The 223-nt window shown below is 46.2% G+C and carries 1 protein-coding gene; it reads right to left on the bottom strand.

Translation table 11 applies throughout. From position 1 onward, the window contains the following. Window positions 1-223: hypothetical protein (locus ACSVH6_RS13625; RefSeq protein ID WP_438079417.1), on the bottom strand; the 223-nt coding region annotated here is incomplete at both ends.

Below are 223 nucleotides of genomic sequence, written 5' to 3'. Positions count from 1 at the left end.
AGTACCGGTAAAACTGCCTTGCGGAGTACAACCACCACTTACACTGAAGCCATTTAAGAACGCAGTAAATGCAGCATTAACAGCCGCTTGATTAGCATAAGCACAAGCTGAAGCTGAAGCGTTAGCCGGTGCATTGGTTGTTACTTCTGCAGGAGCAGTCACCGTGAAGGTACGGGTTACTGAACCGCTGTAACATTTATCAGTTACATTATACGTCACACTG

The organism is Flavobacterium sp. XGLA_31, from assembly GCF_051547105.1.
Lineage (GTDB): Bacteria > Bacteroidota > Bacteroidia > Flavobacteriales > Flavobacteriaceae > Flavobacterium.
This window is presented reverse-complemented; position numbering and strand designations above follow the sequence as displayed.